This window comes from Pedobacter sp. NO84 (assembly GCF_059703915.1).
Genome location: NZ_AP046575.1, coordinates 4,066,256 through 4,088,094, shown reverse-complemented (window position 1 = coordinate 4,088,094; position 21,839 = coordinate 4,066,256). Strand labels below are relative to the sequence as shown.

The window sequence follows — 21,839 nt, the reverse complement described above, 5'->3', positions numbered from 1 at the left end:
AATAGTTAATGAGATTTCAAGTGCCGATCAACCCGTTAAAAAATGTAATTTCTATTGCAGTTTGCGCTATTTTTCTGTTTTCAAATTGCAGCAAAAGTAAAACAGAAGAAATTCCTAATACCGATACTTCATTATATTTTACTGTAAACGGTGTTAACAATGGTACACTCAAGTATACTGGGTTAACCTTGAAACCTGTAATCAAGTTTACGTTTACTGAAGCTATAAATACGAGCACCGCAGCAAGTTCTTTATCGTTAACAGATGCCGGTGGTACCACGATTGCGATTACTACTACGTTTCAAGATGGCGATAAAACCATGCTGGTATCTCCACAAAGTGATTTTAAATCTTTTACCATTTATACGCTTTCGATTAATGGCAATCTAAAATCAGCTGGTGGAGGAAAATTGATTAATCCTGCAAGCCTTACTTTGGTTTCTGGATTAGATAACAGCGATAAGTTTACTCGGATTACAGACGATGAGCTATTAACCTTAGTGCAAAGGCAAACTTTTAAGTATTTTTGGGATTTTGGACATCCTACAAGTGGCTTGGCCAGAGAGCGTAATACATCAGGCGATGTTGTAACTACCGGGGGTTCTGGTTTCGGAGTAATGGCCATCGTTACTGGCATTAGCCGTAACTTTATTACCAGGGCCGAAGGTTTGGCCCGCATGCAAAAGATTGTTGATTTTCTTAAAACGAAAGTAACCAGATATCATGGTGCCTACCCTCATTGGCTTAATGGGGTAACTGGTGCAACCATACCTTTTAGCGCAAAAGACGATGGTGCAGATTTAGTTGAAACCTCCTATCTGATGCAGGGCCTCATCACCGCTAGGCAATATTTCACGGGATCAGACGCTGCCGAAACTGCATTAAGAAATGATATCAATGCTATTTACAACGGTGTAGAGTGGGCATGGTTCAGAAAAGATAATGGAAATGTTTTGTACTGGCATTGGAGTCCTAATTTTAATTGGGATATGAATTTACCATTGCAGGGCTGGAACGAAGCGTTAAATACCTATATCATGGCGGCAGCATCACCAACATCAAGTATTCCTAAAACTGTATACGATCAGGGTTGGGCAAGAAATGGTGCGATCAAAAACGGGAATACCTATTACGGTATAGTTTTGCCTTTGGGTAATCCTTATGGCGGACCATTATTTTTGGCCCATTATACGTTTTTAGGTGTAAACCCAATAGGGCTTGTAGATACCTATGCAAATTATGAAACACAAAATAAAGCACATACACTTATTAACTATAATTATTGTGTGGCTAATCCTTTAAAAAATGTAGGGTATAGCGCCGACTGTTGGGGTTTAACTGCGAGTGATTTACCTGTAGGTTACGGAGCAAGCTCACCATCAAATGATAAAGGGGTAATCGCTCCTACCGCAGCAATTTCATCATTCCCGTACACACCAACAGAATCTATGCAAGCGCTAAAATTCTTTTATTATAAATTAGGGGATAAAATTTTTAAGGAATACGGTTTTGTGGATGCTTTTAATCTAAATGATCCTTGGTTTGCAACCTCAACCTTAGCTATAGATCAAGGGCCAATTATCATCATGATTGAAAACCATCGCAGCAAGTTGCTGTGGAATTTATTTATGAGTGCTCCAGAAATTAAAACAGGCATGAGAAACTTAGGATTTTCAGGCCCTAATCTCTAAACTAATCTTCGCCCTGCGAAAAAAGAAAATTATTAATGAATTTACTATATACATTATCGCTATTATTAATGTTAAGCTGTAGCCAAGCTCAGCAAAAATCACCTGAGATTAAAAAAAATCTAAGTGATGAGCAATTGCTTACCCTCGTTCAAAAACAAACTTTTAATTATTTCTGGGACGGGGCAGAGCCGATTTCGGGCATGGCTAGGGAACGCTTTCATAGCGATAATGAGTATAAGCAGAACGATAAAGATGTGGTTGCCACGGGCGCTACAGGTTTCGGGGTAATGTCTATCCTTGTAGGCATAGAACGTAAATTTATTACCAGAAAACAGGGCTATGAACGCCTAAAAAAAGGCGTTGACTTCCTACAGCGTGCTGATCGTTTTCACGGAGCTTGGTCGCACTGGATCTATCCAACCGGAAAAGTTAAACCTTTTGGTAAGAATGATGATGGTGGAGATTTAGTAGAAACCTCCTATTTAATGCAAGGTCTCCTTTGCGTGCGTCAATATTTTAAAGATGGAAATCAGAAAGAAAAGGCATTGGCGGCTCAAATTGATCAACTTTGGAAAGAGGTAGATTTTGATTGGTACCGCAATGGCGGAAAAAATGTGCTGTACTGGCATTGGTCGCCAAATATTGCATGGAAGATGAATTTCCCTGTAACGGGTTACAATGAGTGTTTGATCATGTATATAATGGGAGCCTCATCTCCAACACATGGCATTCCGGCAGAGGTATACGATCAAGGATGGGCAAAAAGTGGAGGTATTAATACCGATATTACTGTTTATGGACATCAGATCAAATTAAAGCATAATGGTCAGAAAAATAATGTTGGACCATTATTTTGGGCACAATATTCGTATTTAGGTCTAGATCCAAGAGGTTTAAGGGATAAGTACGCGGATTATTGGCAAGAAAATACAAATCATACCTTAATTCATTATGACTATGCAATAGATAACCCTAAAAAATATAAAGGGTATGGGGCTAATTCGTGGGGCTTTACTTCAAGTTATTCAATTAAAGGATACGCAGGACACAGTCCTTCAGAAGATTTGGGTGTAATTTCTCCAACTGCGGCTTTGTCATCCTATCCCTACACCCCAAAATATTCGATGCAAATGATCAGACACTTGTATGAGGATCTAGGTGATAAGGTTTGGGGCGAGTATGGATTTTATGATGCCTACAGTGAAACCGAAAATTGGTTTCCAAAAAGATACCTGGGGATTGATCAAGGGCCAATCGTAGTGATGATAGAAAATGGCAGATCTGGTCTTTTATGGAACTTATTTATGAGTTGTCCAGAAGTTAAACAAGGCTTAAAAAAATTGGGATTTCAAAGCCCAAAAATATAATATAAATCACTATACTTCACTTACATAGAATGAAACGAATCTCTGTCCTATTTTTATTAGCCGCTCTCTTTAGTTCAACATTTGCACAGCAAAAGAAAATCGTAAATCCTGCGCAGCAGAAAATGAACACCTTCATTACCAATCTGATGTCGAAAATGACATTGGATGAAAAAATTGGCCAACTAAATTTACCTAGTTCAGGAGATATCACTACGGGCCAGGCCAACAGTTCTGATATCAGCAAAAAAATCAGGGCCGGTCAGGTTGGCGGCTTATTTAACATCAAGGGTGTAGAACAGATCAGAGCAGTTCAAGAGATTGCTGTTGAAAATAGTCGTTTGAAAATTCCATTGCTCTTTGGCATGGATGTAATACATGGCTATAATACCGTATTTCCAATTCCGTTGGGATTGAGCTGTAGCTGGGATATGGAAGCCATTAAAAAATCAGCCAGAATTGCAGCAATAGAGGCCAGTGCGAGCGGTATTAATTGGACATTTTCGCCTATGGTTGATATATCTAGGGATCCCCGATGGGGCCGTATTTCTGAAGGAAGCGGAGAAGACCCATACCTGGGTTCACAGATAGCCAAGGCTATGGTTACTGGCTATCAGGGTAAACTTCAAGCTAACAATGAAATATTAGCCTGTGTTAAACATTATGCCCTATATGGTGCCGCAGAAGCGGGAAGAGACTATAATCCAGCAGATATGAGCAGGATAAAAATGTATAATGAGTACCTTCCTCCATATAAAGCAGCTGTTGATGCAGGTGCTGCCAGCATAATGGCGTCATTTAACGAAGTTGAAGGGATACCTGCAACCGGAAGTAAATGGCTAATGACAGATGTATTGCGCAATCAATGGGGATTTAAGGGATTTGTAGTAACCGATTATACCGGAATTCCTGAGATGATAGAACATGGGATGGGCGATTTACAGGCCGTAACTGCTCTAGCCTTAAATGCAGGTATCGACATGGATATGGTGGGTGAAGGCTTTTTACTCACACTTAAAAAATCATTGACCGAAAAGAAAGTAACGGTAGCCCAAATTGATAATGCATGCCGCTTAATATTGGAGGCAAAATATAAACTTGGACTGTTTACAGATCCCTATAAATTTTGTGATCTATCAAGAGCAAAGAAGGAGGTGTTCACACCCGAAAATCGTGAGGTTGCCAGAGAAATCGCCGCCAAAAGCTTTGTGTTATTAAAAAACACTGGAAGTGTGCTTCCCCTAAAAAGAACAGGCACAATTGGATTAATTGGCCCGCTTGCAGATAATACGGCAAATATGTACGGCACCTGGAGCGTTGCTGCTCTATTTGATCAATCTGTAACCGTATTGCAAGGTTTAAAAAATGCTTTAGGTACTAATGCTAAAATATTAACAGCTCGCGGTTCTAATTTCTTGGCTGATTCTGTGATGGAACAGCGTTTTGTTAATGTTCATAACCCCACGTATAAAAGGGATTCGAGATCTGAAGCGGCGTTGGTTAAAGAAGCTTTAGAAGTTGCAAGAAAATCTGATGTAGTGGTTGTAGCAATGGGCGAAGGCTCTGAATTTTCTGGAGAAAGCAGTAGTGTTACCAACATTGAAATTCCTGAAACACAGAAAAATCTTCTAAAAGAGTTAGCCAAAACCGGTAAGCCTATTGTATTGGTATTGTTTACGGGTAGACCTTTGGCACTAAAGTGGGAGGAAGAAAACATCCCTGCAATCTTAAACGTATGGTTTCCAGGAAGCGAAGCGGGAAATGCCATAGCCGACGTACTTTTCGGAGCAGTAAACCCATCAGGAAAATTAAGCGTTACCTTTCCTCAAAATATAGGTCAAGTGCCGCTGTATTATGCACACAAAAATACTGGCCGTCCGTTACCAGAAGGAGCATGGTTTAAAAAATTTCGTTCTAATTATTTAGATGTGAGCAATGATCCCCTGTACCCCTTTGGTTATGGTTTAAGTTACACCACTTTTAATTATGGGGAAATCAAATTAAGCAGCAACCAATTAAAAACTGGGCAGCAGCTTACAGCTACAATAAGCATTACCAATACAGGCAAGGTTGTAGGTGAAGAAGTAGTACAGTTATATACCCGCGACTTAGTTGGCAGTATTACTAGGCCAGTTAAAGAACTCAAAGGATTTCAGAAAATCAGCCTTCAACCAGGCGAAACGAAATTAGTGAGCTTTACCATAAATGAAGAGATGCTAAAATTTTACAACAGCGAACTTAAGTTTATTGCCGAGCCCGGTGATTTTAGACTGTTTATTGGCGGTAATGTAAGAGATGTAAAAGAAACCAGTTTTAGACTTGTAAAATAAGCCATGAGAAAATTAACCGCGTTTTTGCTTTTTGCGTTAATTGCTTTTGAAGCAACTGCGCAGGACTTGTCATTATACAAGAAAGAATTTCTACTTGAAGGTGCTGATACGTTAAAGTATAGAATATTGTATCCCGAAAATTTTGATGCTACAAAAAAGTATCCAGTGGTTTTCTTTTTGCATGGCAGTGGAGAAAAGGGAAACGACAATGAGAAACAGTTAACTCATGGTGCAAAAATGTTCCTGGAAGATAGTTTTAGGAGCAATCATGCTGCAATTGTTATTTTTCCGCAGTGTTCTGAAAATGATTACTGGTCTAATGTTGAGATAGAAACTATAAACACAAAACGGTTTTTAAGCTTCATTAAGGGGGGAGCGCCTACTAAAGGTATGTCGCTTTTAATAAAACTAACTGATAAAATAGCAAAACAACCCTTTACTGATAGGAGCAAAATTTACGTGGGCGGATTATCCATGGGCGGAATGGGTACTTTTGAGATCTTACGGCGTAAACCTAATACTTTTGCAGCTGCCTTCGCCATTTGCGGGGGCGATAATATCGGAAACGTTAAAAAATACAAAAATGTTCCCTTATGGATTTTTCATGGGGGGATGGATGATGTGGTTAATCCACAATTATCGTATGCTATTTATAAAGAGTTAAAAAATTTAGGGCACGAACCAAAGTTTACCATTTACCCAAAGGCAAATCATAATAGTTGGGATTCTGCATTTGCAGAGCCCGGACTAATGGATTGGTTGTTTGGGAAACAAAAGTAATTGATAAGCAACTCGTTAATTGAAAGGCTACCTCGTAGGTTCTGTAGAACCTACGAGGTAGCCTTTCTACTTCTCAAAAGCTTCATAATTTAAAAGATACTGCACTCTTTCGGCATGGTACTTCTCGAAAAAATATTTCCCGCCAAACCACTCTAATATTTCATCCCTACTTAAATATGTGGGATTATTGGAAAGAATTTCACGATAGGAAGAATATTTATAATCTCTAAAATCACCAATAATTTGGTGCCTTTGTGGATTTGCGTGTATATAATAAATCAACTCACTAAAATATGCATCGCAGTCGACTATCTTTCTTTTAAATCTCTCAGCAAATAATTTTCCTGTGCGATTGTATTTTTTATTAAAAGCTTTAGCATATGCATTAAAAAGATTTGAAAAGCATTGCGAAACATTTATTTCCTTGCCGTTGATAGTCTTTTGCTTATCATCATCCCTTATTTTAATCAATAGATGGAAGTGATTACTCAATAAACAATAACAGTAAATATGGGTTGTTGGAAGAATGTGCTTTACTAATAAATGAAGAAAATAAAAATAGTCTGCCTCTTCCCTAAAAATCTGTTCTTTGTTGTTGCCGCGGTTATAGATATGGTAGTAATTACCTCTTTCTAATGGAGTGGTTTTCGTCATATCCAAAGCTAAATAAGACGCAATTAAATTTGATTAACAAAAAAACCCTTAAACGACCAAATTAACCCTTTAAAGAGTATTTTAACTGAAACACCTCGTAGGTTCTGTTAAACCTACGAGGTGTTTAAAGTGTTTAACGAGGTGGTTAATGTTAAAAAATTAGAATCTTCATTAAAATAAAAACTCGAAGCATTTACTCCGGGTTTTTATGTTATCCTTCGATAAGCTCAACACTGCCCAACTCAATTACTCTGCCATATTATGGTAAACCGCCTGCACATCATCATCTTCCTCTAATTTATCTATCAACTTTAAAACATCAGCAACTTGATCTTCGGATACGGGGTGGTGTGAGATTGCAATTCTTTCAAGTTTAGAGCTTTTCAATTCGATACCTTTCTCCTCTATTGCCTTTTGTAAAGAACCGAAGTTTTCGAAAGCACCCTGGGCTACTGCTATATCATTCCCCTCTTCGTCTGATTCAACATAGAGTTCTTCCAATCCTGCATCAATCAGCTCAAACTCTAATTCCTCCAGATCTAAATCATCACCAGGAACAAACCTAAAAATAGATTTACGGTTAAATACAAAATCCAATGAACCGGTTTTACCAAGTGTCCCGTTGGTTTTATTAAAGTAGCTACGCACGTTTGCCACAGTTCTATTGGTATTGTCAGTTGCTGTCTCAATCAAAACTGCAACTCCGTGAGGGGCATATCCTTCATAGACAATCTCTTCGTAATTGGCCATAGATTTATCAGAAGCGCGTTTTATGGCAGCTTCTACCCTATCTTTTGGCATATTAACTGCTTTTGCATTTTGCATCGCAGAACGAAGCCGGGAATTGGTTTCTGGATGTGGCCCCGCCTCCTTAACGGCCATTACAATATCTTTGCCAATACGCGTAAATTGAACCGCCATTTTGGCCCAACGTTTAAATTTTCTTTCTTTTCTAAATTCGAATGCTCTTCCCATTTTATGAGTTTTGAGTTGCGCGTTTGGCAGATAGCGTTCAGAACGCCACCTAACGCTTAACTTATTTCTTTAAATTATTCAACATATCTTCCGTCATCCTAGCCAGATTAAACTCTGGTTTCCATCCCCAATCTTTTTTTGAAAAGCTATCATCAATAGATCTTGGCCAACTATCGGCAATATCTTGTCGAGGATCGTTTTCAGTGTAAGTTAGCTTAAATTCTGGAATATGCTTCCTTATTTCAGCTGCTAGCACTTCGGGAGTGAAACTCACACCAGCAAAATTATAACTAGATCTGATTCCGATTTTCGCTGTAGGTGCGTCCATCAACTCTATGGTACCCCGAATGGCGTCATCCATATACATCATCGGCAACTCAGTTGTGGCCGACAAGAATGAGCCATAACTTCCCTTTTTTAAGGCCTCATGAAAAATATGGATCGCATAATCCGTTGTTCCACCTCCTGGCGCTGCTTTCCAACTAATTAAGCCCGGATACCGAATACTCCTTACATCAAGATTATATTTTTGATAGTAATATTCGCACCATCGCTCCCCTGCAAGCTTACTAATCCCATAAACGGTATTCGGATCCATAGTGCAGTATTGCGGCGTATTGTCTTTAGGCGAATTTGGCCCAAATACCGCTATAGAACTTGGCCAATAAACTTTTGCGGTTTTATAAACCAAAGCCAAATCCAACACGTTTAAAAGACCATTCATATTTAAATCCCAAGCTAGTTTAGGATTCTGCTCTCCAGTGGCAGATAATAAGGCAGCTAATAAATACACCTGAGTAGGTTTGTATTTCAAGAAAATCTCTTTTAAAATTTCTTTATCAAGCACATTCACAAATTCGAACGGACCAGCATTCTTAGTTTCATAATCGGGCCTACGAATATCACATGCAACCACATTATCGTTGTTATATGCTTTGCGCAAAGCCGTGACCAATTCCGTACCGATTTGCCCATTGGAACCCAAAACTAAAATTTTTTCGCTCATACTTTATGGATATGAACAAAGGTAAAAAAATCTATAAATCTGCGACGAGGTAAAACGTTTTATTAATGTAAACTAATTTTTACATTCGGCCCAATTGGCTCAAAGAGCTTAGTAATTGTACTTTGTACACACATTCAAAAAATAGCCCTCAATAAATTTCTCTACTGTTTCGTTATGTTGAGATATTTTATCTAATTTAATTGCTTCAAAACCTAACCAAATCATATGGACAGAAGAGAAGCCGTAAAAAGTGTAGCGTTTTTAATAGGTGGAGCCCTCTCGGCAACCACCCTTGCCACTTTGTTTGACAGCTGTAATGAACCAGGCAAAAACAGCGGGGATTTATTCACTGCAGATCAGGAGAAATTAGTTACGGAAGTGGCTGACATTATCATCCCAACTACCAAAAAATCTCCCGGTGCCAAGGCAGCCAATGTAGGGCCTTTTATTATCATGATGATTAAGGATTGTTACCCTGAAGAGGCTCAAAAAGCTTTCGTTAAGGGGCTCGAAGATCTAGAGACTCGATCTAAAAAAGGATACGATAACTCTTTTCTTAAAATGACAATAGCACAACGACAAGAGCTCCTTACCAAGATCAAAGACGAAACAGTAATAGCAATGAAGGCCGAAAAAGATAAAAGCGACGCCAATAAAGCGGGAGAAAAGGTGGTTAAGGACGACGAAAAGGCCATCAAGCCCGAAATCGAAAAACCAGGAAATCCATTAGCCGTTAAAGAAAAGCCGAAAACAGCTCCACAATTTTTTGCCATTGTTAGAGACCTAACGATTTTAGGTTTCTCTACTTCAGAAGTAGGTGCAACAAAAGCATTCGAATTTGTAGAAATACCAGGCAAATACGATGGAAACATGACTCTTAAGCCGGGTCAAAGAGTTTGGTCATAACCTTATTATCATTTTATAATGAACTTAAATATAAAAGCAACCGCTCAAAACACTTATGATGCCATTGTGATCGGATCTGGGATTAGTGGAGGTTGGGCAGCAAAAGAATTAACAGAAAAAGGACTAAAAGTTTTGATGCTCGAACGCGGGCGAAACATAGAACATATTGTAGATTATAAAACTGCCTCTCTCAAACCCTGGGAGTTTCAACACCGTGGTAAACTTACCGAAGAGCAGAAAAAAAGTCACCCCGTACAAAAAAGAGATTATCCCTACACAGAATTCAATGAGAGTTTTTGGGTTAATGATCTAGATTGTCCATATACCGAAGTAAAAAGATTCGATTGGTATCGTGGTTTTCACGTAGGTGGAAAATCGTTGATGTGGGGCCGTCAAAGTTATCGTTTAAGTGATCTTAACTTTGAGGAAAATGCTAAGGACGGGCATGGGGTTGATTGGCCAATTCGCTACAAAGATATCTCCCCTTGGTATGATTATGTGGAGAAATTTGTGGGCATTAGTGGCTCAGTAGAAAACTACCCTCATTTTCCAGACGGTCATTATTTACCGCCAATGGAGATGAACGTGGTCGAAAAATCAGTTAAAAAACGTATTGAAGAACGTTTTAAGGATAGATTAATGACCATTGGTCGGGTAGCCAACATTACGGTGCCACATGGTGGAAGAGGAAGTTGCCAATACAGGAACTTGTGTAGCCGCGGATGTCCTTTCGGCGCTTATTTTAGCACTCAATCTTCTACTTTACCTGCTGCGCAAGCCACTGGAAACTTAACCTTACGTCCCTTCTCGCTGGTAAATGAAATTATTTACGATGCAGCGACACAGAAGGCAAAAGGAGTAAGAATTATAGACTCAGAAACGCATGAGCACCTTGAATATTTTGCGAAGATAGTATTTGTTAATGGCTCAACTCTTGCCTCAACATTCTTGCTGTTAAATTCAACCTCGCCAGAACATCCTAATGGCCTCGGAAATGCAAGTGGCGAACTTGGCCATAACTTGATGGATCATCATTTCCGCTGTGGAGCCTCTGGCAAGGCCGAAGGTTTTGACGATAAATATACTTTTGGAAAAAGGGCAAATGGGATTTATATCCCTCGTTACCGAAATATTGGAAATGATAAACGTGATTATGTGCGTGGTTTTGGTTATCAGGGAAATGCAAATCGCTCTGGATGGCACGATGAAATTGCCGAACTTGCTTTTGGAGGAGATTTTAAAGACCTAATTACTACTCCAGGAAACTGGAATATAGGATTGGGAGGTTTCGGCGAAACATTACCTTTCCACAAAAACAAGGTGTCTATTGATAGAACCAAAAAAGATAAGTGGGGGCAGCCCGTGTTAGCCATTGATTGCGAATTTGGTGATAATGAAGCTAAAATGCGTAAGGATATGATGAACGACGCTGCCGAAATGTTAGAAGCTGCAGGCATCAAAGATATTAAAACCTATGATAATGGTTCTGAACCGGGTATGGCAATCCACGAAATGGGAACTGCCAGAATGGGTCTAGATCCTAAAACATCTGTGTTGAATAAGTGGAACCAGATGCATGAAGTGAAAAATGTATTTGTGACCGATGGTTCGTGTATGCCTTCTACCGCTGCGCAAAACCCATCACTAACCTATATGGCTTTAACAGCTAGAGCATGTGATTTTGCTGTTAGCGAACTTAAAAAAGGAAATATCTAGCGAAGAGCTTAGAGCAAAGAGCATAGAATTCACTCCCTGCTCCAAGCCCCATGCTATATGACATTTAAATATGAGTAAAATAAGAATGGGGATGATCGGTGGCGGTAGGCAGTCGTTTATTGGGGCTGTTCATCGCATGGCCGCAAACCTCGATGGCTTAATAGAATTGTGTTGTGGTGCTTTAAGCAGTAATGCCGAAAACGCTAAAGCATCAGGAAAGGACTTATTTCTTCCCGAAAATCGGGTTTATACCGATTATAAGGAAATGATTACAGCAGAAAGTAAGTTACCTGCCTCAGAACGAATGCACTTTGTAAGCATTGTTACCCCAAATAATGTACATTTCGAACCTGCTATGCTGGCATTGGAACATGGATTTCATGTAGTAATTGATAAGCCCATCACTTTTAGTTTAGCCGAAGCAAAAGCCTTAAGGCAAAAATCAGAAGAAACAGGCCTTATCATATGCCTAACCCATACCTATGCCGGATATCCTTTGGTTAAACAGGCCAAACAAATGGTAAAAGAGGGCGCCTTTGGCAAAATCAGAAAAGTTTGTGTAGAATACCCCCAAGGTTGGTTAAGCCTTCCAGCACCCGCTGATAATAAACAAGCCGCGTGGCGAGCAGATCCCTCAAAAAGTGGCATTAGTGGCTGCATGGCCGATGTGGGTACGCACGCAGCACACCTAGCGGAGTACATTTCTGGATTGCAGATCACCAAGATCTGTGCGGATCTAAATATAGTGGTAGAAGATAGGCTGTTGGATGATGATGGAAATGTGCTCCTTAAATTTAATAATGGAGCAAATGGAATTTTGTTTGCCTCACAAATAGCGGCCGGTGAAGAAAATGCCATTAAAATTTACGTTTATGGCGAAAAAGGAGGTTTAGAGTGGCATCAAATGGATCCAAACACCTTAACTGTGAAGTGGCTCGATCAGCCGATGCAGATATATAGGGCCGGAAACGGGTATCTTTCTAAGATCGCCAAACATAATACCAGAACCCCATCAGGCCATCCTGAAGGGTATTTAGAAGCATTTGCCAACATCTATAAGAATTTTGCACTAACCTTAATGGCCAAACACACTGGAGAAGAGCCAACTGCCGAAATGCTGGATTTTCCAGGTGCCGAAGAAGGAGTGAGGGGAATGGCCTTCATTGAGAATGTAGTAGCCTCTAGTAAATCCGATCAAAAATGGTTCGAATTTAAAGTTTAATTAACATGACCACAATACAGGGACCAGCGATATTTTTAGCACAATTTATTGGAGATGAAGCTCCGTTTAACTCACTTGATGGCATTTGCCAATGGGCGGCAAACCTAGGTTTTAAAGGCATTCAAGTACCAACGCTGGACAAACGTTTTATCGATCTTAAATTGGCAGCCGAAAGCAAAACCTATGCCGACGAGCTTACAGCGAAGGTGGCTTCTTATGGTCTGGTAATTACCGAACTATCTACACATTTACAAGGACAGTTGGTAGCAGTTAACCCTGCCTATGATTTGTTGTTTGATGCTTTTGCAGCCAAAGAAGTTAAAAACAATCCTAAAGCAAGAACCGAGTGGGCGGTACAGCAAATGCGCTATGCCGCTAAGGCATCTCAAAACTTAGGCTTAAATGCCCATGCCACATTTAGCGGCTCCCTCCTTTGGCACACGTTTCATCCATGGCCACAACGGCCCGAAGGTTTGGTTGAAGATGGGTTCAAGGAATTGGCCAAACGTTGGCTTCCTATACTCAATGAATTTGATAGTTGTGGAGTTGATGTATGTTACGAAATCCATCCCGGAGAAGATTTATTTGATGGCGAAACATACGAGATGTTTTTAGATAAGGTTGATCACCATTCGCGAGCTTGCATTTTGTACGATCCTTCACACTTTGTATTGCAGCAACTCGATTATATCCAGTACATCGATTTCTATCACGAAAGGATTAAAGCTTTCCACGTTAAGGATGCCGAATTTAACCCAACAGGTAAACAAGGTACTTTCGGTGGTTACCAAAGCTGGGCAAATAGAGCAGGGCGCTATCGCTCGCCAGGAGATGGACAAGTTGATTTTAAGCGAATATTTAGTAAATTGAGCCAATACGATTACAAAGGTTGGGCGGTAATGGAATGGGAATGTTGCATCAAGGATTCTGAAACAGGAGCCAAAGAAGGTGCCGCTTTTATTACAGACCATATTATCCCAGTAACAACCAAAGCATTTGATGATTTTGCCTCGGCAGGCGGAGACGCGAATTTTAACAAAACTATTTTAGGTATATAAATTTATACTGATAACTGCATAGCTGATCAAAGCTTGAATACCATAAAACAATAAATACAAATGAAACCATCGTGATTTACCCATCACAATAATAATTAATCACGATAGTCCCAAAGCAATGCGTTGGGAACTTCATCACAAATGAAAAGACAAATAATAAACAAATGAAAAAAACACTTTTACTTTTAAGCACAATTACATTCCTATTAGCTGCCTGTGGTGGCTCTAGCTCAGAAACAGAACAAAGCAGCAGTGCAACTACATCAGCACCTGCTCCAGAAAAACCAGCAATGGAGGCTGGAGAACTGCTAATCGTTAAGTCTGATTGTATAGGCTGCCATAAAAAAGAGGAGAAACTCATCGGTCCATCATACGTAGATGTTGCCGCAAAGTATCCTGCTAACGATGAAAATATTAGTCTTTTAGCAGGAAAAATCTTAACTGGAGGGAAAGGTGTTTGGGGACCAGTTCCAATGACACCACATAAAAAATTAACTGAAGACGAAGCGAAAACAATGGTAAAATATATCTTATCGCTAAAAAAATAACATTAAACTTAAAAACTAACCAATGGATAATGTGAAAAAAGAACTAGACGCAGCTGGAAGAAGGAATTTTCTGAAAACTACCGCAATTGCTGCGGCTGCATTTACAATTGTACCAAGACATGTTTTAGGCGGACAGGGATATTTGGCCCCAAGCGATCGCTTGGTAATTGCCAGTGTCGGGGTTGGAGGTAAAGGTAAAAGCGATGTGGCTGCCTTTGCCCAAAGTGGCAAAGCTGATATTGCGTACCTATGTGATGTTGATACCCGAAGAGCTGCAGATAGTGTTAAAGCTTTCCCTAAAGCTAAATTTTATAAAGATTGGCGAGAAATGTTTGAAAAAGAGAACAAAAGTTTCGATGCTGTATCCGTTTCAACACCCGATCATAACCATGCAATGATTGCCCTTGCAGCCATGAAGATGGGAAAACATGTGTACGTCCAAAAGCCGCTAACCCACGATATTTATGAGGCGCGTGCCCTAACCGCCGCCGCAAAGCAATATAAAGTAGTTACCCAAATGGGGAACCAAGGGGCTTCAAATGATGGTCCACGGATGATGAAAGAATGGTATGATGCGGGTCTAATTGGGGATGTACACACCATTTATGCATGGACAGATAGACCGGTATGGCCCCAAGGCATTCCATGGTCAGCTAACAAGGCTGATGTTCCTAAAGAACTGGATTGGGATTTATGGTTAGGCAGCGCACCCTACAAAGATTATGTAGAAAAATTAGTGCCATTTAACTGGCGTGGATGGTGGGATTACGGAACAGGTGCCCTAGGAGATATGGGCTGTCATTTACTAGAAACTCCATTTAGTGTGCTAAACCTAAAATATGCTACGGAAGTGCAGGCTAGCGTAGGTTCTGTTTACGTGGATGAGTTTAAACGTGGGTACTTCCCAGATAGCTGCCCTCCATCGAGTCATGTTACCCTGAAATTCCCAAAAACCAACAAAACCAAAGGCGATGTAACCGTACATTGGATGGATGGTGGTATACAACCAGAACGACCAATAGAATTAGGTGCCAACGAAACATTTGGTGATGGTGGTAATGGTACATTGTTTATCGGCACCAAAGGAAAGATGACTTCGGAAACCTATGGTAGAAACCCCCAACTTTTACCATTAAGTAAAACAAAGGACATTAAAGTAGCCCAAAAATTTGCCCGTGTTAAAGATCAGGAAAAAGGTCACTATGCACAATGGGTTGAAGGAGCCATTGCAGGTTATGGCAAAAATGAGATGAGTTCTCCTTTTGAAATTGCAGGCCCATTAACCGAAGCACTATTGATGGCAAATCTGGCCATTCGTGGAGCGGATATCCAGGTTAAAAATGAGCAGGGGAAAATATCTTACCCAGGTAGATATAAAAAATACCTTTGGGATAATGATAACATGAGAGTAACCAACTTTGACGAAGTAAACCAATATGTAAAAAGAGAGTACCGTAAAGGCTGGTCTCTGGGTGTATAATTGAACTAATTAGAATAATGAAACCATCATGATTATAAGGATCCCAAAGGAATAATTATAAATCATGATAGCTTCATCACCATTAAAAACAATAATAACTACGATGAAAACATATATTTTAACGGCATTTGCCGTCGTGGCAATGGGCTGCAGCGCCACAACCCAAACCACAAAGTCAACCGGTACCGTGAAACTTTTTGATGGGAAAACAACGAACGGCTGGCACAGCTATAATAAAACAAGCGTAGGATCGGCTTGGGAAGTAGCTGATGGAACACTGCACATGAATCCTAAGACTAAAGGGACTGATGGCGGAGGCGATTTAGTAACCGACAAAGAATATTCAAATTTTCATTTGAAATATGAATGGAAGGTAGCGCCAGGGGCGAATAGTGGATTGATCTTTTTTGTGCACGAAGATCCAAAATACAAACAAACCTATTTAACCGGACCCGAAATGCAGGTAATTGACAATGAAGGCCATAAAGATGGTAAAATTGAAAAACATCACGCAGGGGATTTGTACGATATGCTAAAAAGTACTTCAGAACCAGTTAAAGCCGTTGGCCAATGGAATAAAGCAGAAATCATTAGCGATAATGGCAAATTACAATTTATGCTAAATGGGGTTAAGATTGTAGAAACCACCATGTGGGATGATAATTGGAAAGCTTTGATTAAAGGGAGCAAATTTGCTACTTGGGAAGGTTTTGGCACCTACAAAACAGGTAAAATTGCACTACAAGACCACGGCGATGAAGTGTGGTTCAGGAATATTACGATAAAAGAACTTTAAAGGCAAAGGGCTGGGGGCAGAGGGTTTTACACGATGAGCCAACGCTCAGCGCCAAACGCCAAACTCATAACTTAATTAATATACAATGAACGCAACCATCCGAGTTAAACTATCCTTCATGATGTTCCTAGAATTCTTTATCTGGGGCGCATGGTTTGTAACAATGGGCACTTATCTGGCAAAGAATCTGTTATCAGATGGCGTACAAATAGGCTCAGCTTACAGCACCCAATCTCTAGGGGCTATTATTGCTCCATTTATTATTGGCCTAATCGCAGATCGCTTTTTCTCAGCGCAAAAAATTCTTGGCTTCTTGCATTTGGCAGGGGGTATTTTATTGTGGTTCGCTGCAACATCCCTAAACTTCGAGAGCTTCTTTCCCTTTATTTTAGGTTATATGATTGCTTATATGCCAACTCTGGCATTGGTTAATTCCATTTCCTTTAAACAGATGACAGACCCTAGTAAAGAATTCCCGACAATTAGAGTATTTGGCACTATCGGATGGATTATTGCGGGCATAGTAATCGGATTATTAAACTGGGAACAAGATGGTAACCTCATCTTAACTTTTAAAATGGCATCCATTGCCTCTATTATTTTAGGTTTATTTAGTTTTATGTTGCCGAATACGCCTCCCGCTAAAAAGGGTGAAAAAACTTCTTTTGGAGATATCATCGGATTGGATGCGATTGGATTATTAAAAAACAAATCTTACCTCCTATTTTTTATAGCCTCCGTTGCAATATGTATCCCTTTGGCTTTTTATTACAATTTTACCAATCAATTTTTAAACGAAGCTGGTGTAAAAGGGGCTGCAGGAATCCAATCATTTGGTCAGTTTTCTGAAACACTTTTTATGCTTGCAATGCCCCTGTTTTTCATCCGTCTGGGCGTTAAAAAAATGCTGGCAATAGGAATGATTGCATGGGTAGTTCGCTATTTATTATTTGCTTATGGTAATGCCGATACCAATTATTGGATGTTAATTGGAGGGATTGTTTTACATGGCATTTGTTACGACTTTTTCTTTGTTACTGGCCAAATATATACGGATAAATTAGCGGGAGAGCGCTTCAAAAGTGCCGCCCAAGGGTTTATTACTTTGGCAACATACGGCGTAGGGATGCTTGTAGGTTCAATCATTTCTGGTATGGTGGTTGATAAGTATATAATTACCGGCGGACATGATTGGCAAAGTATTTGGATTATTCCTGCTGCAATTGCTGGTTTAGTTGTGCTGTTATTTTTATTGTTCTTTAGGGATAATAATAAGAGTGCTGCTATAGAAAGTAAAGCTTAATAATAATTACAAAACAACATGAAATCAAGAAGAACTTTTCTCAAACAATCTGGTCTAATGGCTGCAAGCTTCGCTATACTACCATCACTAGCCTTTAAGACACCAAAAAAAGTTGTTGGCCTACAGTTGTATAGCTTGAGAGACATTATACATAAAGATGTGACCGGAATTATTGGAAAAGTAGCCGCTATTGGCTACAAAGAAGTAGAAACCTATGGCTATTCTGTAAATGATGGTTTCTGGGGGCTAGACGCAAAATCTTTCAATAGCTTACTCAAGCAAAATGGATTAATAGCCCCAAGCGGGCATTACGATATGAGCACATTCTTTGCCGGTAAAACCGATGCGCTAAAAAGTTATATCGAAGCCGCTAAAATTACGGGGGGCGAATATGTGATTATTCCCTGGCTGGATGCCGAAATACGAAAAACAGCAGATGATTTCAAAAAAATTGCCGATAAGCTAAATCAAGCTGGAGCAATGTGCAAAGAAGCAGGGCTGAAATTAGCTTACCATAACCACGATTTTGAATTCAAAAAATTCGGAGATACTACTGGATATGAAATTATGCTAAATAGAACTGATAAAAAACTGGTTGATTTTGAGCTAGACCTCTATTGGGCGGTGAGGTCTAAAGCGGATCCACTGTCACTTTTTAAAAAATATCCAGGTCGCTTTAAGTTATGGCATATCAAGGATATTGATAAAGATAACCCGGCAGTTAATGCAGAAATCGGCCAGGGGTCAATAGACTTTAAAACGATCTTTACGGAACAAAAAGCGGCAGGGGTAAAACATTATTTCGTAGAACACGAATTTAACTATAAGCCAGATGAACTGGGTTCTATCAAAACCAGTTTCGATTATGTGAAAAATCAATTGCTAGGCTAGTTCCTGAAATTATCAACAACTAATCCCACCCACTCCTTAATTAGGAATTCCCAGCTATTAAGGGCTATTGGACTAGGAATGATGAAATCCGACCAACCATATTCGGTTTTCCCCATATAATTGGTCGGATAATAAGTGAGCTTTTCTTTAAAATGTTTGCTGAAAATTAATCTTGCTCTTGGTATATGCCAAGCGCTGGTAATAATTAAAATTTTGGCCTTAGCATTTAACCCTTGGATCAGTTTAGCACTGTTCCGGGCATTTTCTATAGTATTTCTGCTATGGTTCTCAATAACAATCGCCGAGTCAGGAATTCCAATTTCACGAAGATATTGATATACCTGATCATCTTCTTTTACATCTGCACTAGCTAAATCCGAATTGTTGGTAATCAAAATATGGTCGATTATTCCCGTTTTATATAAGGATATGGCTTTAAATAATCGATCTGCCGACCAGTTAAATACGATTGAATGCGTCTTTTTATTTACGCCGGAGAACCCCCCGAGTACTATTCCATAATCATAATGTTTAAGTTGGGGATAATCCTCTTCGTAAGCATTGAGGATCTTACCAACTAAAAATGAATTAGAAAAAATAAATAATAGCGTAACTCCAATAATAACTAATCGTTTGCGTCTGAGATTATTTTTGCTAAACCACGCAAAAATAAAAATTACAAACACCCATACAATCGGCTTAATTAAAAACAACAATAACTTAGAAAGTAGAAAAACCATATTTATTTAAATTCCTTAACTAGAATTTAAAAATGGTTAGCTTATCGGATCTTCGGTATGCTGTACATGCGCCTCATGAATAAGGTCTTTAATATCCGATTTTCTTTTCTTCGGAGCAGTATGCGCAAAATGTGGCACTTCAGGTTGTTCAACAGATTCTTCGAGTTCTTTACCACCAAAAGCTCTATCCTTTAAGCTAGAGTATTTATCCTTAATTCCAGTACCCAACCCTTTTGCCTGATCGGCGATTCCCCTACGGATAGTTGAGCCTTTTTCTGGGGCAAATAATATACTAATTACCGCACCAACTGCTAAACCTGCTACTAATGCTACAGCTACTTGAGCATTATTGTTTGATTTCTGTGCAAAAACCTTTGCAATTAATTTACTGTATTTCATCTGTTTATTTTTTTGTTTGCAAAATGATTAAATGGACCTAACGCTATTTAAATACTATTTAAATCCGACGGTTGAGATCGCTTACTTTTAAAAATTAACAAATGCTTTATCAAAATTGTTTAAAGTATATTGTAAAATCAATTTAGTTTGGCCGCTAAAACACAGGTTTGTTTAAAGCTTTCGGTTTTACCGTTCAGGGCAAATGCATCAAACTTTACAATATAAATGCCAACCTTACTTTGCTTACCTGCGTCATTTAATCCGTCCCAACTAAAGTTTCCAGCCGTAGCTACAGTTGTGTTTCTCTGAAGCTTACGAACCAACACCCCTTTGTCGGTGTAAATATTAATACTTGCCAAATACCCGTTATTAGCAAATTGATACTCAATCTGCAGCAGATCTTCAAAACCGTCGCCATCTGGCGAAAATGTTTTACTATTTAAACGCATGCTATTTTTAACTATCGCTAGTTCCATCTGCGAATTTTGATAGGTTGGAGTAGCAAACCCAACAGCCATGGCAGCCGATTTAAAATTTCCATTTTCATTTGCAGGTCTATCAAATGAGGCACGCTCCAGGGCCACTCCATCAGCGCTTTGAAGAATAGCAATATGCATATTTTCGGAATAATCGAATCGCTCTAATAAGCCAGATGGGCCTAATAATATCACCGTACCCTTATCATTATTAAAGGCCGGTAAACTGCCCATCTGAATAAATTGATCAGCAAACCTTACCTCGTAATTTTGTCTTATTATTCCTGGATTGGTAGTTAGCACCCAATACGTTTTAGGAAACATATAAATAGACGTGCTGGATACATTTTTAATGTTGGCGGCATTCCCACTTCCATCCGCATTTGCCAATTGGAGTTCTTTCAAATCTATAATCTGATTGGAATTATTATAAATCTCTATAAAATCTACACCACCAGGTTTTGGATTTACCAAGACCTCACTAATCAACACATTTCCAGGTTTGAGCTGATATGGTCTTACATAAATAAATGAAACTTCACTAGGAATAGCGACTACATTTCCAGCTAAATCTTTTATCCCTTTAACGGTTAATTTATACTGCCCGCTTTGCAAAATACTCCCATAGCTTAACTTAAAAATATACGGCAATGCAGTAGCAGAAACAGATAAGGGATTGCCGATTTTGAGCAGGTCATAGTTCGCATTTTGAAGCGCCGAAGCAAGATCCAATCGCTCTGAAAAGGCAACTTCGAGGTGATAATCATCTATTATTTTTGCGCTCACCACTAGTGGAGAGGTTACATCAGGAGAGAGTTCTTGGACACTAAAATTATCAAAAATAAAGCCATCAGAACGTGTAGAAGTGTATTTACAGCTAACTCCAAACCAATCTGTGCTGATAAATGTGAGATCGGTAACCGTTCCTTCGAGGGTATAATTATTCCCACCCATGATATCGGTATAGAGCTCCCATCTTCCCTTCTCACTTCTAGTTATATGTACCTTGGCTATTAACATACTTACATCTGCTCGGCTCTTAGAAGGCCCGTCTATTATTTTGGTAATTAGCGTGCCATTTTGCCTGTACAGATCATAGCTATCCGTACTTCCACTCTCCCCTATCTGAAGAAAATAGCCATTTACCAGACCATCTAAATCGGCTACATCTGCAATTAGATAAATTCTGGCCTGATTTGTTGTTGAGGGATCAAAATTGAGTTGAATAGTAAAATCCCACTTTGTGTTTGTGGCTAAAATGTTGGGAGTAGACAACATAACTGTCTGACTATTAGAACTTATCTTAGATTGCAACTGCTTGGATGCGTTGATAGTGAATTGCGAAACATGGCCGCTCCAGCTTGGGTTTACACTAAAATTTCCGTCAGAAAAGTCGTCAGAAACTTGGCCGAATGTAAGTTTAACACTCAGCAACATTAAAAAAAGCAAAGTTTTTCTCATATTTGGTAGATATTAAGAATTAACTAAATATAATAAAAAACAG

Annotated in this window: 19 protein-coding genes; 13 read left to right on the top strand and 6 right to left on the bottom strand. The window is 39.3% G+C overall.

Annotation, left to right across the window (positions count from 1 at the left end; all coding sequences use genetic code 11):
• Nucleotides 1-8: 8 nt before the first annotated feature.
• Genes AC6H0V_RS18140 through AC6H0V_RS18125 form a run of 4 tightly spaced genes read left to right on the top strand, consistent with a single transcriptional unit; the run spans nucleotide 9 to nucleotide 6,165 of the window.
• The gene (locus tag AC6H0V_RS18140; RefSeq protein WP_497561618.1) at nucleotides 9-1,691 is read left to right on the top strand and encodes a glucoamylase family protein; all 1,683 of its coding nucleotides are present in this window, start codon (nucleotides 9-11) and stop codon (nucleotides 1,689-1,691) included.
• Between the two features lie 35 nt (nucleotides 1,692-1,726).
• The gene (locus AC6H0V_RS18135) at nucleotides 1,727-3,058 is read left to right on the top strand and encodes a glucoamylase family protein (protein ID WP_497561617.1); all 1,332 of its coding nucleotides are present in this window, start codon (nucleotides 1,727-1,729) and stop codon (nucleotides 3,056-3,058) included.
• Nucleotides 3,059-3,087: 29 nt separating this feature from the next.
• The gene (gene bglX / locus AC6H0V_RS18130; protein ID WP_497561616.1) at nucleotides 3,088-5,385 is read left to right on the top strand and encodes a beta-glucosidase BglX; all 2,298 of its coding nucleotides are present in this window, start codon (nucleotides 3,088-3,090) and stop codon (nucleotides 5,383-5,385) included.
• Nucleotides 5,386-5,388: 3 nt separating this feature from the next.
• Nucleotides 5,389-6,165 (top strand): carboxylesterase family protein, encoded by a 777-nt coding sequence (locus AC6H0V_RS18125; RefSeq protein WP_497561615.1) that lies wholly within the window; start codon nucleotides 5,389-5,391, stop codon nucleotides 6,163-6,165.
• Nucleotides 6,166-6,231: 66 nt separating this feature from the next.
• On the opposite strand, the gene AC6H0V_RS18120 is transcribed toward AC6H0V_RS18125, so the two are convergent.
• From AC6H0V_RS18120 to AC6H0V_RS18110, 3 genes are all read right to left on the bottom strand, one after another.
• Nucleotides 6,232-6,819 (bottom strand): transposase, encoded by a 588-nt coding sequence (locus AC6H0V_RS18120; RefSeq protein ID WP_497561614.1) that lies wholly within the window; start codon nucleotides 6,817-6,819, stop codon nucleotides 6,232-6,234.
• A 246-nt stretch (nucleotides 6,820-7,065) separates the two neighbouring features.
• Nucleotides 7,066-7,794 (bottom strand): YebC/PmpR family DNA-binding transcriptional regulator, encoded by a 729-nt coding sequence (locus AC6H0V_RS18115; RefSeq protein WP_497561613.1) that lies wholly within the window; start codon nucleotides 7,792-7,794, stop codon nucleotides 7,066-7,068.
• A gap of 61 nt (nucleotides 7,795-7,855) precedes the next feature.
• Nucleotides 7,856-8,800: an NAD-dependent epimerase/dehydratase family protein gene (locus tag AC6H0V_RS18110; protein WP_497561612.1), complete on the bottom strand. Its 945-nt coding sequence runs from the start codon at nucleotides 8,798-8,800 to the stop codon at nucleotides 7,856-7,858.
• 225 nt (nucleotides 8,801-9,025) lie between these two features.
• Here AC6H0V_RS18110 and AC6H0V_RS18105 point away from each other — a divergent pair, with 225 nt between their 5' ends.
• From AC6H0V_RS18105 to AC6H0V_RS18065, 9 genes are all read left to right on the top strand, one after another.
• Complete coding sequence (locus AC6H0V_RS18105) at nucleotides 9,026-9,706, top strand: gluconate 2-dehydrogenase subunit 3 family protein (RefSeq protein WP_497561611.1); 681 nt, start codon at nucleotides 9,026-9,028, stop codon at nucleotides 9,704-9,706.
• An 18-nt stretch (nucleotides 9,707-9,724) separates the two neighbouring features.
• Entirely contained in the window at nucleotides 9,725-11,422 is a 1,698-nt protein-coding gene (locus AC6H0V_RS18100; RefSeq protein WP_497561610.1) for a GMC oxidoreductase, read from the top strand.
• A gap of 70 nt (nucleotides 11,423-11,492) precedes the next feature.
• Nucleotides 11,493-12,644, top strand: coding sequence for a Gfo/Idh/MocA family protein (locus tag AC6H0V_RS18095; RefSeq protein ID WP_497561609.1), 1,152 nt, complete (start codon nucleotides 11,493-11,495; stop codon nucleotides 12,642-12,644).
• A gap of 5 nt (nucleotides 12,645-12,649) precedes the next feature.
• On the top strand, nucleotides 12,650-13,702 hold the full coding sequence (locus tag AC6H0V_RS18090; protein ID WP_497561608.1) for a sugar phosphate isomerase/epimerase family protein: 1,053 nt from the start codon (nucleotides 12,650-12,652) through the stop codon (nucleotides 13,700-13,702).
• 164 nt (nucleotides 13,703-13,866) lie between these two features.
• A complete protein-coding gene (locus AC6H0V_RS18085; protein ID WP_497561607.1) occupies nucleotides 13,867-14,250 on the top strand; it encodes a c-type cytochrome in 384 nt (127 codons plus the stop codon).
• A 22-nt stretch (nucleotides 14,251-14,272) separates the two neighbouring features.
• Nucleotides 14,273-15,730 (top strand): Gfo/Idh/MocA family protein, encoded by a 1,458-nt coding sequence (locus AC6H0V_RS18080; protein WP_497561606.1) that lies wholly within the window; start codon nucleotides 14,273-14,275, stop codon nucleotides 15,728-15,730.
• A gap of 103 nt (nucleotides 15,731-15,833) precedes the next feature.
• Entirely contained in the window at nucleotides 15,834-16,526 is a 693-nt protein-coding gene (locus AC6H0V_RS18075; protein ID WP_497561605.1) for a 3-keto-disaccharide hydrolase, read from the top strand.
• An 85-nt stretch (nucleotides 16,527-16,611) separates the two neighbouring features.
• The gene (locus AC6H0V_RS18070; RefSeq protein ID WP_497561604.1) at nucleotides 16,612-17,829 is read left to right on the top strand and encodes a nucleoside permease; all 1,218 of its coding nucleotides are present in this window, start codon (nucleotides 16,612-16,614) and stop codon (nucleotides 17,827-17,829) included.
• A gap of 18 nt (nucleotides 17,830-17,847) precedes the next feature.
• On the top strand, nucleotides 17,848-18,720 hold the full coding sequence (locus AC6H0V_RS18065) for a sugar phosphate isomerase/epimerase family protein (protein WP_497561603.1): 873 nt from the start codon (nucleotides 17,848-17,850) through the stop codon (nucleotides 18,718-18,720).
• Here AC6H0V_RS18065 and AC6H0V_RS18060 read toward each other — a convergent pair.
• The 3 genes from AC6H0V_RS18060 to AC6H0V_RS18050 form a co-directional block, all read right to left on the bottom strand.
• Nucleotides 18,717-19,460 (bottom strand): YdcF family protein, encoded by a 744-nt coding sequence (locus AC6H0V_RS18060; RefSeq protein WP_497561602.1) that lies wholly within the window; start codon nucleotides 19,458-19,460, stop codon nucleotides 18,717-18,719. The two genes, AC6H0V_RS18065 and AC6H0V_RS18060, sit on opposite strands and share 4 nt — an antisense overlap.
• 36 nt (nucleotides 19,461-19,496) lie before the next feature.
• Nucleotides 19,497-19,859 (bottom strand): YtxH domain-containing protein, encoded by a 363-nt coding sequence (locus AC6H0V_RS18055; protein WP_497561601.1) that lies wholly within the window; start codon nucleotides 19,857-19,859, stop codon nucleotides 19,497-19,499.
• Nucleotides 19,860-19,996: 137 nt separating this feature from the next.
• Nucleotides 19,997-21,796: a lamin tail domain-containing protein gene (locus AC6H0V_RS18050; RefSeq protein ID WP_497561600.1), complete on the bottom strand. Its 1,800-nt coding sequence runs from the start codon at nucleotides 21,794-21,796 to the stop codon at nucleotides 19,997-19,999.
• Nucleotides 21,797-21,839: the final 43 nt, after the last annotated feature.

Coding starts and splice junctions, on each gene's coding strand:
- AC6H0V_RS18080 (WP_497561606.1), top strand. CDS start 14,273: ATGGATAATGTGAAAAAAGAACTAGACGCAGCTGGAAGAAGGAATTTT.
- AC6H0V_RS18100 (WP_497561610.1), top strand. CDS start 9,725: ATGAACTTAAATATAAAAGCAACCGCTCAAAACACTTATGATGCCATT.
- AC6H0V_RS18110 (WP_497561612.1), bottom strand. CDS start 8,800: ATGAGCGAAAAAATTTTAGTTTTGGGTTCCAATGGGCAAATCGGTACG.
- AC6H0V_RS18140 (WP_497561618.1), top strand. CDS start 9: ATGAGATTTCAAGTGCCGATCAACCCGTTAAAAAATGTAATTTCTATT.
- AC6H0V_RS18055 (WP_497561601.1), bottom strand. CDS start 19,859: ATGAAATACAGTAAATTAATTGCAAAGGTTTTTGCACAGAAATCAAAC.
- bglX (WP_497561616.1), top strand. CDS start 3,088: ATGAAACGAATCTCTGTCCTATTTTTATTAGCCGCTCTCTTTAGTTCA.
- AC6H0V_RS18090 (WP_497561608.1), top strand. CDS start 12,650: ATGACCACAATACAGGGACCAGCGATATTTTTAGCACAATTTATTGGA.
- AC6H0V_RS18070 (WP_497561604.1), top strand. CDS start 16,612: ATGAACGCAACCATCCGAGTTAAACTATCCTTCATGATGTTCCTAGAA.
- AC6H0V_RS18135 (WP_497561617.1), top strand. CDS start 1,727: ATGAATTTACTATATACATTATCGCTATTATTAATGTTAAGCTGTAGC.
- AC6H0V_RS18115 (WP_497561613.1), bottom strand. CDS start 7,794: ATGGGAAGAGCATTCGAATTTAGAAAAGAAAGAAAATTTAAACGTTGG.
- AC6H0V_RS18050 (WP_497561600.1), bottom strand. CDS start 21,796: ATGAGAAAAACTTTGCTTTTTTTAATGTTGCTGAGTGTTAAACTTACA.
- AC6H0V_RS18125 (WP_497561615.1), top strand. CDS start 5,389: ATGAGAAAATTAACCGCGTTTTTGCTTTTTGCGTTAATTGCTTTTGAA.
- AC6H0V_RS18065 (WP_497561603.1), top strand. CDS start 17,848: ATGAAATCAAGAAGAACTTTTCTCAAACAATCTGGTCTAATGGCTGCA.
- AC6H0V_RS18120 (WP_497561614.1), bottom strand. CDS start 6,819: ATGACGAAAACCACTCCATTAGAAAGAGGTAATTACTACCATATCTAT.
- AC6H0V_RS18075 (WP_497561605.1), top strand. CDS start 15,834: ATGAAAACATATATTTTAACGGCATTTGCCGTCGTGGCAATGGGCTGC.
- AC6H0V_RS18105 (WP_497561611.1), top strand. CDS start 9,026: ATGGACAGAAGAGAAGCCGTAAAAAGTGTAGCGTTTTTAATAGGTGGA.
- AC6H0V_RS18060 (WP_497561602.1), bottom strand. CDS start 19,460: ATGGTTTTTCTACTTTCTAAGTTATTGTTGTTTTTAATTAAGCCGATT.
- AC6H0V_RS18085 (WP_497561607.1), top strand. CDS start 13,867: ATGAAAAAAACACTTTTACTTTTAAGCACAATTACATTCCTATTAGCT.
- AC6H0V_RS18095 (WP_497561609.1), top strand. CDS start 11,493: ATGAGTAAAATAAGAATGGGGATGATCGGTGGCGGTAGGCAGTCGTTT.